The sequence below is a fragment of the Acinetobacter guerrae genome, assembly GCF_009372255.1.
In the GTDB taxonomy this organism is placed as follows: Bacteria; Pseudomonadota; Gammaproteobacteria; order Pseudomonadales; family Moraxellaceae; genus Acinetobacter; species Acinetobacter guerrae.
In genome coordinates this window covers 137269-150595 of record NZ_LXGN01000005.1, presented here as the reverse complement: position 1 = coordinate 150595, position 13327 = coordinate 137269, and the positions used below count along the sequence as shown (strand labels likewise).

General features: G+C 38.2%; 13 protein-coding genes. 5 read left to right on the top strand and 8 right to left on the bottom strand.

Features of this window, described 5'->3' with window-relative positions; genetic code table 11:
• The 3 genes from A7A69_RS04520 to rimI form a co-directional block, all read left to right on the top strand.
• The coding region (locus A7A69_RS04520) for an EF-Tu C-terminal domain-related protein (protein ID WP_152876506.1) at positions 1-607 on the top strand (607 nt) is incomplete at its 5' end.
• A gap of 272 nt (positions 608-879) precedes the next feature.
• Positions 880-1761, top strand: coding sequence for a metal-dependent hydrolase (locus A7A69_RS04515; protein WP_152876414.1), 882 nt, complete (start codon positions 880-882; stop codon positions 1759-1761).
• 111 nt (positions 1762-1872) lie between these two features.
• The gene (gene rimI / locus A7A69_RS04510) at positions 1873-2331 is read left to right on the top strand and encodes a ribosomal protein S18-alanine N-acetyltransferase (RefSeq protein WP_152876413.1); all 459 of its coding nucleotides are present in this window, start codon (positions 1873-1875) and stop codon (positions 2329-2331) included.
• Between the two features lie 42 nt (positions 2332-2373).
• Here the strand turns inward: rimI and A7A69_RS04505 are convergent, their stop codons facing one another.
• From A7A69_RS04505 to trxB, 4 genes are all read right to left on the bottom strand, one after another.
• Entirely contained in the window at positions 2374-3189 is an 816-nt protein-coding gene (locus tag A7A69_RS04505) for an arginyltransferase (RefSeq protein WP_151980919.1), read from the bottom strand.
• A 22-nt stretch (positions 3190-3211) separates the two neighbouring features.
• Positions 3212-3940 carry a leucyl/phenylalanyl-tRNA--protein transferase gene (gene aat / locus A7A69_RS04500; protein ID WP_187349175.1) on the bottom strand — a complete coding sequence of 243 codons (729 nt, stop codon included), beginning with the start codon at positions 3938-3940 and terminating at the stop codon, positions 3212-3214.
• A 62-nt stretch (positions 3941-4002) separates the two neighbouring features.
• The gene (locus A7A69_RS04495; protein WP_152876412.1) at positions 4003-5559 is read right to left on the bottom strand and encodes a methyltransferase regulatory domain-containing protein; all 1557 of its coding nucleotides are present in this window, start codon (positions 5557-5559) and stop codon (positions 4003-4005) included.
• 128 nt (positions 5560-5687) lie between these two features.
• Complete coding sequence (gene trxB, locus A7A69_RS04490) at positions 5688-6635, bottom strand: thioredoxin-disulfide reductase (protein ID WP_152876411.1); 948 nt, start codon at positions 6633-6635, stop codon at positions 5688-5690.
• 322 nt (positions 6636-6957) lie between these two features.
• Between trxB and A7A69_RS04485 the strand changes: the two genes are divergently transcribed.
• Positions 6958-10008, top strand: a complete 3051-nt coding sequence (locus A7A69_RS04485; RefSeq protein WP_152876410.1) for a DNA translocase FtsK — start codon at positions 6958-6960, stop codon at positions 10006-10008.
• Positions 10009-10060: 52 nt separating this feature from the next.
• On the opposite strand, the gene A7A69_RS04480 is transcribed toward A7A69_RS04485, so the two are convergent.
• Together A7A69_RS04480 and ppk2 are read right to left on the bottom strand one after the other, a co-directional pair.
• A complete protein-coding gene (locus A7A69_RS04480; protein WP_152876409.1) occupies positions 10061-10570 on the bottom strand; it encodes a DUF4234 domain-containing protein in 510 nt (169 codons plus the stop codon).
• A 191-nt stretch (positions 10571-10761) separates the two neighbouring features.
• Positions 10762-11697 (bottom strand): polyphosphate kinase 2, encoded by a 936-nt coding sequence (gene ppk2 / locus A7A69_RS04475; protein ID WP_120370066.1) that lies wholly within the window; start codon positions 11695-11697, stop codon positions 10762-10764.
• A 218-nt stretch (positions 11698-11915) separates the two neighbouring features.
• Between ppk2 and rhtC the strand changes: the two genes are divergently transcribed.
• Complete coding sequence (gene rhtC / locus A7A69_RS04470; protein ID WP_152876408.1) at positions 11916-12539, top strand: threonine export protein RhtC; 624 nt, start codon at positions 11916-11918, stop codon at positions 12537-12539.
• Positions 12540-12594: 55 nt separating this feature from the next.
• Here the strand turns inward: rhtC and A7A69_RS04465 are convergent, their stop codons facing one another.
• The gene (locus tag A7A69_RS04465; protein WP_004995952.1) at positions 12595-12882 is read right to left on the bottom strand and encodes a PA4642 family protein; all 288 of its coding nucleotides are present in this window, start codon (positions 12880-12882) and stop codon (positions 12595-12597) included.
• Positions 12883-13053: 171 nt separating this feature from the next.
• Positions 13054-13326 (bottom strand): cell division topological specificity factor MinE, encoded by a 273-nt coding sequence (minE, locus tag A7A69_RS04460; protein WP_120370064.1) that lies wholly within the window; start codon positions 13324-13326, stop codon positions 13054-13056.
• Position 13327 lies beyond the last annotated feature (1 nt).

The following is a 13327-nucleotide window of genomic DNA, read 5'->3' as shown; positions in this document are numbered from 1 at the left end:
TGCTGCACTTGACTCTTATATCCCAGAGCCAGAGCGTGCAATCGACAAAGCATTCTTGATGCCAATCGAAGATGTATTCTCTATTTCTGGTCGTGGTACAGTTGTAACAGGCCGTGTAGAATCAGGTATCGTTAAAGTTGGTGAATCAGTTGAAATCGTGGGTATCCGTGATACGCAAGTAACAACAGTAACTGGCGTTGAAATGTTCCGTAAATTGCTTGACGAAGGTCGTGCAGGCGAGAACTGTGGTGTGTTGTTACGTGGTACTAAGCGTGAAGACGTACAACGTGGTCAAGTATTGACTAAACCAGGTGCGATCAAGCCACACACTAAATTTGATGCAGAAGTATACGTACTTTCTAAAGAAGAAGGTGGTCGTCATACTCCATTCCTAAATGGTTACCGTCCACAGTTCTATTTCCGTACAACTGACGTAACTGGTGCAATCCAGTTGAAAGAAGGCGTAGAAATGGTAATGCCAGGTGACAACGTAGAAATGTCAGTAGAATTAATCCACCCGATCGCAATGGACCCAGGTCTACGTTTTGCGATTCGTGAAGGTGGTCGTACTGTAGGTGCTGGTGTTGTTGCGAAAGTAACTGCATAATCACTTTATAGTAAAAGAACGCTCCGTTTGGGGCGTTTTTTTATGTCTGAAATTTAGTCATTTTCTTTTATTTAAGAACAAAATTTTGATTATTCTTTTTTAATTTTGCTTTTAAAAAGTATTTTTAAACATTATTTTTTGTCGTTATGACCCAAACTGATAATTCTGTGTCCTTAACTGCACTTAAGCCTTTTTATCAATGTCGTATGATAACAATCAAGAAAATAAACAATAAATGTTGATGGTGCTATCGCCATTGAGGAGCAATAAGCATGAATGCTAAGGTAAATATTTCAAATCGTGCTGGTGCAACTTTTCCAGTCCGTCGTATGAACTTTGATTTTGATAATGTGCCAGAGTATTGGATGAATGGTTCCGCAGGACTAACTCATTTTATGACAGCATTATCTGCATTGTTCCCAGATGGTGAAAAACTATTTATCGATTCTGTTCGTGCAGTTCGTTATCATCCTGCGATTAAAGATAATGAGGCCTTACAAAAAGAGATTAGTGCTTTCATTGGTCAGGAAGCAATGCATACTCAAGAACATGTTGGCTTTAATGCTTCTGCACAAAAGTATGGACATGATGTTAACAAATTAGAAAAACAGACTAATGTGGTCATTCAGACAGGTCGTAAAGTCTTTGCCAAAGTGGTTAAACCTTTTGGCATGACACAGGAAATGGTAGATTTAACCGCAACCACAGCTCTTGAACATTTTACTGCAACGATTGCTTCTGAATTGTTACGTAATCCACATATTCAGGAACTCATGACAGATGAAACTATGAAATATATGTGGCTCTGGCATGCGATTGAAGAAAATGAACATAAAGCAGTGGCGTATGATGTTTATGAAGGGATTTTTGGTCATGGTCTAAAAGCGTATGCTTTGCGTAATACTGCCTTGGTCGTTGCAATGGTCGCAATCTTTTTAACTCAGTCCTCTTTTGTTGTTCGTCTTTTAAGTGAAGATAACAAGATCAATTTCAAAGAATTGGCAATGATTTATAAATATGCTTATAGCCCATCGAAAGGTATTATTTCAGGCATGGTGGGTGAAATGCTGGTTTACTTTAAACCTGGTTTTCATCCGAATGATTTAGACACAGTACAGTTGCTAAAAGACTGGAAAGCGAAACTGGGATTATAAAGTTTAAACATTATGCTAAGGGCAATTGAATTGCCCTTTTTTTATAGCTTGGTATTCTATAACATCAAAACTCTTTTTTTAGTGGTCTAAACTGCTGACATGCAACATATCATGATTCGTTCCATGCAACCCAACGATGTTCAGGCTGTTACACAAATTGAAAAGCAGGTACAAACGCATCCATGGACAACACAGCAATTTTTGGAATCAGTTGCGTCTTATCAGAGTACAGTAATTGAACAACAAAATCAGATTTTAGGCTTTTGTATTTTGCAGCCTGTGGTGGATGAAGCTAATTTGTTATTAATGGCTATTCATCCAGATTATCAAGGACAGGGCTTGGGTTATCAACTTTTAGAAAAATCCTTGCAATTACTTAAAAATGATCCTGTCCAGATTTTTTTAGAAGTACGTGAAAGTAATTTGGGTGCAATTAAGTTATATGAAAAAATTGGGTTTCATCAGATTGATTTAAGACGGAATTATTATCCAAAACCTGACGGTTCTCGTGAGCATGCAATTATTATGGTGAAAAGTTGTAGTGATGATTTTGCGGCTTTATTTAAATAATTGATTTAAATAAAGCACATTGTTTAATGTTGTAGATAATATTTATTCAACGATCAAATTATTCCATTCGGAAGGCAGTGTCGTCATCAACGAATTTCCTAAGCGTTGTATTTCATCGCTACTTAAAGCTCGATTGAGTCTACGCCATTGACCATCTAGTAGTAATTCAAGTGGAATATATTGCGATTTATAATTCATTTTTTGTGAATGCGGCACCCAATAGCCTAAATAGAGATAATCTAGACTAAGCGCTCTGACGTATTCAAGTTGCTTCAAAATTGCAAATACACCCAATGAGCGGCGACTCTCGTCTGGATCAAAAAAAGTATAGACCGCAGATAAGCCATCATCCATCATGTCACAGGTTGAAACACAAATGAGTTGATCATCTTTCCAGAGTTCCATAAAAAAACTTTCGGTACAACTATGCACTAAAAATTTTTCAAATTGATCCAGACTAGGTGGGTACATGTCACCATCCGCATGTCGTTCATTGATATAACGTTCATACAGGTCATAGTGTAATTTGAGTGCTTGATGGGTTGGTGTGATCCGCATTTGCAAATCCTGATTACGTTTCCATGCTTTCTTTTGTACGCTATTCATTTGAAAATCATGGGCAGGAACACGACAGGACAAGCATTGGCGGCATAAATGACATTCTGGACGATAAACAAAATCACCACTACGGCGAAATCCAACACGGGAAAGTTCAGATAGGGTGACGATATCGATGCGGTGAATCGGATCTAAAAATACCATTCGTGCAGATTTATTTTCCAGATAACTACAGTCATGGGGCGGCGTAATGTAATACTGCAAATCATTGAGCAGGGACTTGGGATGATAAGATTTCATATTATTGGTCCCTCAATTATTATCATTCAATTAACTTTGCATTTTCGGCAACCGTTTTACTTGAAAATACACGCTCTTGATAAATTTTCCAATCGATAGGGGGCTGAATAATTACATCTTGTAACGATTTTAAATATTCCTGCCGAGAAAGTGTACAGGCACCTAAGCTGAGTAGGTGATCATTGACCAGTTGACAATCGACCCAAGCCAATTGGTTTTCTTGTCCTAGTAACATTAAGGCGTAAAATGCCATCTTGGAAACATCGGTACGTAGACTGAACATAGACTCACCAAAACAACCGTGACCAATACTGACACCATATAAGCCGCCGATAAGTTCCTGATGATCCCAAACTTCAATACTGTAGCCATAGCCTTCTCGAAACAGTTCAACATAACCTTGGACGATGTCTTCTGAAATCCATGTTTCATTGGTGTAATTACGTGGTAGGGCACACGAACGTATAACCTGTTCAAAAGCTTGATTAATGGTAATACGATAATCAAACTTTTTCATGTTGCGCAATAAGGTTTTGCTTGGTTTGTAGCGATTAGGATAGATGATGCAGCGTGGTTCTGGACACCACCAACAAATGGGATCACCTTCATTAAACCACGGAAATAATCCATGCGTATAAGCTTCATACAACGTGGAAGGTTCCAGATCTGCACCAATACAAATCAGACCTTGACCTTCTGGGTCAGATTCGATGGGATCTGGAAAAAGATACATGGATGGAAGCAACATGATGCGAGTAAAAATAAAAAAGATCGGCCTTATTTTAGCCGATCTAAACGGATATAACAGATTATTTAAGCAAACAGTCTAAGTTGTTGTGCGATTTTTAATTTATCTGCCGCGAGAAAATCTGAGGCTTTATTCTGGATGATTTTTAAGCTCTGTTCTTGGTCCTTAATCGTATTTTTATCCGCATCCAAAACATACCAGTTTAATTGATTGAGAACTTGTTGAACGTAATGAGCAAATTCTTCTGCAGTATTTAGTCCATCAATAAAATGAGCGCGATAGAATAACTGATGAAAATGTTCGGTAGGTATTCCGATTCCAGTCAATGGGCTAATTAGTGCCTGATAATTTTGATGAAAACTGGCTTGTTCGATTAAGTAACGATTGAGTTGCTGACATTGTGAAGTTACTTTTTCACTTGGAGATACGCTTTGACAGGGTTGAGCAAAGCCTAAATGACACAAGATGACAAGAGCATTTAAAATCTGAGCATAATTAAGCTGAGGTAATGCCTGCTCAAGTTCGCGTATGGTTTGTGGGCGATATTCATTGTTTAGAAAATATTGACTAAGTGGTTGATAGATTTCTTCAATCAGATTAAAAGTACCCAAATAGCCCGCAATATCTTTAGGTAAAAATGAAGGTGCACTTAGTAACATAAAAGCAGTATTTCTTAAACGTTCTTGCGTCTGTAACGTGGTGAGTGAGTTTTTACCTCGAATAAACAAATCACGACGAAACTGCGTACTGGCAAAATAGTCCCGACATTGTTCTTTAAAAATAGGATGCTCAATGGCATTTAAAAAGTCCTGATGCTCCTGTGAAAAATTAATATTATCCAGATGCGTATTTAAGTCACTTGAACCTGCATAGGTTAGTTTTATTTCTTCTAATAACCGCACTACTTGCTGAAATGAGAAACACTGCCAGTCCTGATTCAAATATTCATGAATCAGATAATTGGGATGCTGATTTTTTAATTCGCCGACTTTTGATAGAGCGTGCGGATGGCGTTTTACAAATAATGGATCTTGAGCGAGTAAAGATTCACTAAAATCCAATGCATCTTTTACTTTCTGAATAGGGTTAGTACTTTTGCTATTAAATTTAAAATGACTATGAAATAACTCTCGGATTGGCATATTCGCTGCCCAGCCAGTCACACAGTTATAACTGATATACACAACGCCATTAGGTTTGAGATATTGGCGAATAAATTTTAAAATAATCAGTTGGTTTTCATAGCTGATCCAACTCCAGATCCCATGTAAGCTAATCGAATCGAACATGGGTAAATGAGTTCTGTTGAGAAGTTCTTCAAAACTATCATCATAAAAATTATGTTCGGTCTGGCTATGCTCTGCAACTTGATTGGCATGCGCTGCGTGTGCTGGATTAAAGTCTGTTCCCCAAAAAGTTCCTTCGTTAGATGCTGCATGAATATTAATACTGACACCTTGTCCAAAACCAAGTTCACAATGTTGATGTGTTTCACTAGAACTTGGGCAATCAACACCATTGAGCAATAAACAAAACCGCTGATAGTTGGGGCTTAAGTCACGATAATAACCATAGGTATAATTAACTTCTGTTTGATAGCCATTGTTCCAAGTTATAGTCATAAAGTTTCCTATTTAATTAAAAATATTCTTATAAAAAATAGCGGAGTACGGTAGTTATAACGTGATCTGATACAAAAAAACCACCTTTATTGGTGGTTTTTTGTAGCTTACAAATTCTGTTTGGGTTTTTAAATGCTATCTAAATAGAAATCTGCATCCAAAGCAGCCATACAGCCTGAACCTGCAGAGGTGATGGCTTGACGGTAGATATTGTCAGCCACATCACCTGCAGCAAAAACGCCCGCTACAGACGTTGCAGTCGCATTACCTTTAGTTCCACTTTGTACTTGAATATAACCATCACGCAATTCAAGTTGACCTTCAAACATATCTGTATTTGGTTTATGCCCAATGGCAACAAATAGACCTTGTACATCGATGGTTTGAGTCGATTCGTCTTGAGTCGATTTTAAGCGAACAGAAGTTACGCCTGTATTATCGCCCAACACTTCATCTACTTGATGATTCCAGATAATGCTGATTTTGCCATCTTTTTCTTTGGCAAATAGATGATCTTGTAAAATTTTCTCAGATCGTAAACTGTCACGACGATGTACTAATGTGACATGTGAGGCAATGTTAGATAAATACAAAGCTTCTTCAACCGCAGTATTACCGCCACCAACAACCATGACTTTCTGGTTTTTATAGAAAAAACCATCACAGGTTGCACAGGCACTTACACCTTGACCCATAAATGCAGCTTCTGATTCTAACCCTAAGTATTGGGCAGTTGCACCTGTCGCAATGATCAGCGCATCACAGGTATATTCACCCATATCACCTTTTAATACGAAGGGACGCGTCTTAAGATCAACTTCATTGATATGGTCATAGAGAATTTCTGTACCAAAACGTTCTGCATGCGCCTGCATACGTTCCATTAAAGCAGGGCCTGTTAAACCTTCAGGATCACCGGGCCAGTTATCCACCTCGGTTGTGGTTGTCAATTGACCGCCTAATTGTAAACCTGCAATTAGAACAGGTTTTAAATTGGCACGTGCGGCATAAACCGCAGCACTGTAGCCCGCAGGACCAGAACCCAAAATAATTAACCGAGAGTGACGAGCGCTCATCTAAGCTTCCTTATTTATATTAAAATTGAGAAAATTATACGTGAAAGTCGATCAGAAAGGGGCTGATTTGATGTCGATAATATTGATCATCTAAATCGAATTGAGCTATATAGATAAAAGAGTCAATTGTAGACAATTTAAAAAAATCCTTTAATGTTGTGGTATCAGGTCAATTGCCCCTGACAACAAGATTAACAACAAGCGTAAACAATCATGCATCTTTTTTGTAAGAACAGGTGCATAATATAACTTTTATTCGCAGCGACTTTTTTGAAGCTGCGACATAACAAGATCAATCTATAACTGGGTTACAGGACAGTATATGACTGCGGTGTCAAGTGTTTATGCACAGCGCTTATTAATCACATTATTTTTGGTTTCTTTTGGGATCTATATGTTTCTGGCCACAGTGACATATACGCCGTTTGATCCTGGCTGGATGCATATTTCAAGTGATACCCAACAAGTGTCTAATGCAAGTGGGGTAGCAGGGGCATGGATTGCAGATTTGCTCTTTGGTTTTTTAGGCTGGGCAAGTTTACTGATCCCACTTTTTCTGTTCATTGAAGCGATTCAGGTTTGGTGGCCACATAGTTTCTTAAACCGCCCATTTCGCTACGCGGCGCAATTTTTTATTATTCTGGCAACCTCAACGCTATTGTATTTGCATTGGAGTCTACCTGCCGATACTTTAGATAATGCTTCTGGTGGCATCATTGGTTATGAGATTGGAGAAAGCCTGAGTCATTTATTGACGATATATGGGGCGACTTTATTCCTCTTGGTATTTTGGGTGGTTTTAATCACATTGGCTTTTGGTATTCAGTGGAATAAAACATGGGCCACATTAAAAGCCACGCCTGCTTATTTACAGGATTTATTTTATAAAAATGTATCTCCCAATGAGTCTGATTTTGATCTGACCGATCCACCCAAAAAAGTCTTGAACACACCAGCAACGAATATAGCAGCAAGCTCAAGTGCTGCTTCTAGTGTGACACATGAAGCAGAACCTGCTTTGCAAGCGACGAGTTCGCCTGTATTAAAAGCAAATGGATATGTGAGTGATGTGGTCGCAGAACGATTATTTGATGATGTCTTAGCTAAAGAACACGCTGCAAACCAAGAGTTTCAGGATCATGAAGACTCTGAAGAATTTGAAAAAACAATTGAAAAGGCGCATCGACTACAAAAGGATAGTCAGCGTCTGGTCGCGACTGGAGAGGTTTGGCGCGCTTTACAATCCGATGATTTGAATCATAAACAAGAAATTGATGCGTTACTTCGCGCAGCAGATGATGCGCAAGAATCGCAGCGCTCGCCTTATGATCATTTACAGCAAGCCGCACAAAATGACCCTGAAATTACCGATTATTCCATTCAGGCTCAAAAAAAATCGTCTCTGGATTGGAATGATGATGAAATTTTTGATGAGTTATTGGCAGCTGTTCCGAACAATAAAGCTGCGGATATTCACACGCCATTCGTTGAACATCCAGTGCCTACAACACAGATACAACACGATACAGATGGATTGATTGAGCAAGTGGAACAAACAATTCAACAAGCTTCAGTTGCACCCTATAAACCTAAGAATATGCAACAGGCCGAAGAATTCGATGATTTGACCGATTTATTGGTAGATGATGAAGAAGCTAAATCACCAACAACCAGTAGCTATGCGCAATCAACGCCATTTGTCAAAGCTGAAATTCAAACAGATTTAAATCATAAATTATCTAAAGAAGAATTTATTGATGCTTGGCAGGAAACGGCTGGTAAGCCCAATGAAGATGAAGCAGATGAGTTCGATTTTGATGCCCCGTTAGCAGATGCGTCTGGACGGCCAATGTCTCGCGCTATGCAAGTTGTACAAAAACGTCGAGATTTGCCAACATTACCGGGGTTTGAATTACTCGATAAAGTTGATCCAAATAAAAAAGTGAACTTTACTGCAGAGCAATTGGCAAGATTATCTGAGCTATTGGAAATCAAACTTCAAGAATTTAACGTCAAAGCCAAAGTGATTGAGGCACAGCCGGGGCCTGTGGTAACACGTTTTGAGCTTGATTTGGCACCCGGTGTTAAAGCCTCTAAAGTAACCAATATCTCTCGTGATTTGGCGCGTTCCATGTCAATGGCATCGGTTCGTGTGGTTGAGGTGATTCCGGGGAAACCTTATATTGGGATTGAAGTGCCGAATAGTACCCGTGAAATGGTGCGTTTAATTGAACTACTAGAAACACCTGCCTTTAAGGATCCTGCGGGTTTACTTTCTATGGCGATGGGTAAAGATATTTCTGGTAATCCTGTAATTACTGATCTGGGTAAAGCACCTCACATGTTGGTCGCAGGAACAACAGGTTCTGGTAAATCTGTGGCAGTAAACTCGATGATTCTGTCGATGTTGCTAAAATATACCCCAGATCAACTACGCTTGATTTTAATCGATCCAAAACAGCTTGAACTAGCCAATTATAATGATATTCCGCATTTGCTTACGCCAGTTGTGACCGACATGAAAGATGCGGTGAGTGCTTTAAACTGGTGTGTCAATGAAATGGAACGTCGCTATAAACTGATGTCGTTCTTAAAAATTCGTAAACTTGCCGACTACAATCGTAAAGTTGAAGAAGCGATTGCGAATGGTGAAGATCTGATTGATCCGACATGGAAGCCAAGTGATTCAGCGACACAGGAACGAGCACCCCGTTTACAGCCATTGCCTTCAATCGTCATCGTGGCGGATGAGTTTGCCGATATGATTATGCAGGTCGGTAAAAAAGCTGAAGAAATGATTACTCGTTTGGCACAAAAATCAAGAGCAGCAGGCATTCATTTACTGCTCGCGACACAACGTCCTTCGGTTGATGTCATTACAGGTTTGATTAAAGCCAATATTCCGACACGTGTTGCCTTACGTGTGAACTCAAAAATTGACTCACGTACTATTTTAGATGCAGGTGGGGCAGAAGACTTACTTGGTCATGGTGATATGCTATTTCTTGGGCCGGGTAAAATTGAGCCTGAGCGTGTACATGGTGCATTTATTAGTGATGATGAAGTCAATCGAATTTGTGATGCTTGGCGTGAACGTGGCGATCCAGACTATGTTGATGAGATTCTGACGCCATATGATGAAGAAACAACCTCACGTGGTTTTGAAGACAGTGGTGAGGGTGGCTCAGACCGAGACATGTTGTATGACCAATGTGTCGCATTTGTACTTGAAACTCGTAAAGCTTCAACTTCTTCGTTACAACGAAAATTTAGCTTGGGGTATAACCGTGCTGCACGGATTATCGATCAAATGGAAGAAAATGGAATTGTCAGCGCAATGGGTGCAAATGGTAAACGCGAAATTTTAGTTTAAGCCTATGCATGAAGTTGCAATGACTCATCAGCGTCATTGCAACTTTTTTATTTTATTCGGTCAGAAATAAGCCCAACAAAATTAGAGCCCACACGATTGAAAAAATAATAATCAATACAATTTGTGGTTTACTAAAGTTTTTTTGCTCAATAACCTCAACTTGAGCTGCGTTTCTTTTTGCTGCATTTAATGCTTGAAATGGTTGAATCAAAAAAATAATACTGCTTAATGAAATCAACCAAAATGGATCAGGTAATTTATAGAGCATAGAAAAAATTATATATCCTAAAAAAAGTAATACAGGAGAGTAATTCGGAGTTTCACCTTCTTCGGAAGCAAAATTTTGTATTTTTTTTAGTAATGGATATAAAAAGAAAATAGCAAATACGGCCCTTAAAGCTGGCATTATTTTTACACGATCTTTTTGCTGAAAAAATCTCCAAGCTTTAAACATCCACCATATATGGTACATAGAAAAAGTAATGATCGATAAAAAAATAAATTTTTTTAAGCTAATTATTTTTTGTGGTTCAATTTTTGATGAAGTTTGAATAGGTGTCATTTGAAGTCATCATTGTTTTTTCAAGGTGACTTAATATAAATGAGCGAATTTAACTTTGCTGATTTATTTTATAATTTTAAACCCAGTAAAACTGATGAATTAATTTTTAATATTTCGATCTTATGTTCTATAACTTTAGATTAATAATGTTTGGACTAACCCATAGTTGATATGGATTAGTCCATTTATTTTTAGTCAGATTCTGTATCCATCACCTGTTTAAACTGTGGATTTGGAATGAGCACAATTTTTTCATCAACACGCTCGGTTACTTTGGAATTCTTATTCGGATAATCCAGTTTTGATAAAAAATAGCGAATACAATTTAAACGTGCTCGTTTTTTATCATCGGACTTAATAATTGTCCACGGTGCATCACCTGTATGGGTATGGAAAAACATTTGATTTTTGGCTTCTGTATAATCATCCCAACGATCCAGAGACTGAATGTCGATCGGTGAGAGTTTCCAATGCTTTAAAGGATCATCACGGCGCGAAATAAAACGGCGTAATTGTTCTTCACGACTGACTGAAAACCAGAATTTAAATAGATGAATGCCGCTATTGACCAACATACGCTCAAGTTCAGGAGTTTGGCGCATAAACTGTAAATATTCCTGCGGTTCACAAAAGCCCATTACACGTTCAACACCTGCACGGTTGTACCATGAGCGGTCAAAAAATACGATTTCGCCTTTGGTTGGAAAATGTTCAATATAACGCTGAAAATACCATTGTCCACTTTCCTGAGAGCTAGGTTTCTCAAGGGCAACCACACGCGCACCACGGGGGTTTAAATGTTCTGTAAAGCGTTTAATCGTACCTCCTTTACCTGCTGCATCGCGTCCTTCAAATAAACAAACAATACGCTGACCTGTATCTTTAACCCAAGATTGAACTTTAAGTAATTCAATCTGGAGTAGCTTTTTCTCAGTTTCATAAGTCTTACGTGACATACGCGTCCGATAAGGATAACTTTCGGGTAAAGCTGCAGAACTAGATTCTTCAGAAGTCACCAAGCCTTTATATTCAAGAACAGATTTTTTAAAAATAGGTAAGTCTTTGAGTTGTTCCTGATCTATTGTTTCAAGATCTTCATTTGGGTTGGGTTGATGATCTTTATTCATTTTTATTCTCGCTATAGTAATAGACTGATATTAAAAGACTAATCCTCAAAAGTAAGCAATGACGAGATCAAAGATTATTGATTTATCTGCTCTAAAAATATCATAAGGTTAATCAAAAATAATAAACTTTTATTGGCCGAACAGATATAAAAATGGCTGGGGGAATATGCAAAAAAATGTTAAATTTAAACTCTAAATGCATTTAATAAGGGGGAGTGATGTTTGTTGCCTTAGTCACATTAATATTTATTCAGTTTTGTGCACTCATTACTCCTGGCCCTGATTTTTTTCTAGTTTCTCAAACTGCAATTAGCCGCTCACGACGTGAAGCTGTCTTTGTCGTTTTAGGTATTACCGTTGGGGTCATGTTTTGGGCGATGTTGGCATTGATGGGCTTAAATATCATTTTTGAAAAAATGGCATGGTTGAAGCAAATCTTATTGGTGGTGGGTGGGTTTTATTTATGTTGGTTAGGCTTTCAGATGCTACGCTCAGCTTTTTCCAAGCAAAAAGCTCAAAGTCATAATATCTCAATCGATTTACCTAAAACTGACACAAAATTTTTCTTAAAAGGTTTATTGACCAATTTATCCAATCCAAAAGCTGTGATTTATTTTGGTAGTGTATTTTCTTTGTTCTTGGCAAATCCTGCATTAGATCATGTTCATTCATTGCTGTTTTTCATTATTGCTATAGAAACCCTGATCTGGTTTTTATTTGTAGTATTTGTATTTTCTTTACCAAGTTTTAAATCTGCTTATCAAAATGTTGCGAAATGGATTGATGGTATTTCTGGCGGTATCTTTACGGCGTTTGGTGTTTATTTGATTAGTCATCGCTAAAAATGCGCAAGCTAAAAAAACCTGCCGAATGCAGGTTTTTTATTTGATCTCAGGTTTAGGCAAATTTTGCTAAGACTTCTAAGAATGGTTCACGCTGACGCGGAAATTCAGCAATCACATCATGAATACGTTGTCCCTGAGGATTGGTGGCATTAACATCACGACCATCTGCAACAAACTGAGTCAATAAACGTTCATAGTCATTTGGACGCATATGTTTGAAAGCATGATAGAGCACGTGAAAGTCTGCATTTACACCTTCTGGTGGAAGTTGATTAAGATAGGCAAAAACACGCTCGTCTGACCATTCTTCATTGAAAGTTGCTGGCTGTGATAATGCCATTACACGTCCTCAGGCTTAAAATAATTAAGGGCAAAATGTTTTCGCTCGAAGCCTAGCTTCTCGCTTTCTAACTCAGTTAAGCAACACTTTACTGAGTTAGCCTCACATTTTGCCCTTATTTGAAGAAAATCGCTAATAAGAATTTTATAGATTAAATATCAATAAAATCGCTTATCTCTCTTCGGGTAAGTTGATATTCATTTCTAACATTTCAATGTTCGCTTCAGAACGCACTTGCATTTGAATGTGACCTTCATCGACACCACGCACGTAGCGATTGACCACTTGCATGATTTCTTTTTTCATTTGGTCAATTTTATCCTGACTCAAACGACGACCTAGACCCTGCTCAGAAGCCACAATAACTTTTAAGCGATCTTTGGCTGTTTGTGCGCTTGATGGTTTGTCTTCACCACTAAAAAGTTTACTCCAGAATCCTGCCATA